The 324-nt window shown below is 74.1% G+C and carries 1 protein-coding gene; it reads right to left on the bottom strand.

Annotated features, from left to right (window positions below; all coding sequences use genetic code 11):
• A partial coding sequence (locus tag PUR61_RS17245) for an acyltransferase domain-containing protein (protein ID WP_329879740.1) occupies positions 1-324 on the bottom strand: 324 nt, incomplete at both ends.

The raw sequence follows: 324 nt of genomic DNA, 5'->3' as shown, positions 1-324 counted from the left end.
GTGTCCAGCGCGTCCGGGTCACCGGCCACCACCACGGACGACGGCCCGTTCACCGCCGCCACCTCCACACCGGCCGGCAGACCGGCCACCCGCCCGTAGGGCAGGCCCACCGACACCAAGCCGCCACGACCCCCCAGTCCCCGCGCGAGCGCCTGCGAACGCTGCGCCACCACGGCAGCGCCGTCCTCCAGCGACAGGATCCCAGCAACATGCGCCGCCGCGAGCTCACCCTGCGAATGCCCCACCACCGCGTCCGCCACCACACCCAGCGATCCCCCCACCCGCGCCAGAACCACAAACACGGCGAACGACACCGGCTGCACC

Origin of the sequence: Streptomyces sp. BE20 (assembly GCF_036322525.1) — a bacterium.
Taxonomy (GTDB): domain Bacteria; phylum Actinomycetota; class Actinomycetes; order Streptomycetales; family Streptomycetaceae; genus Kitasatospora.
This window is presented reverse-complemented; position numbering and strand designations above follow the sequence as displayed.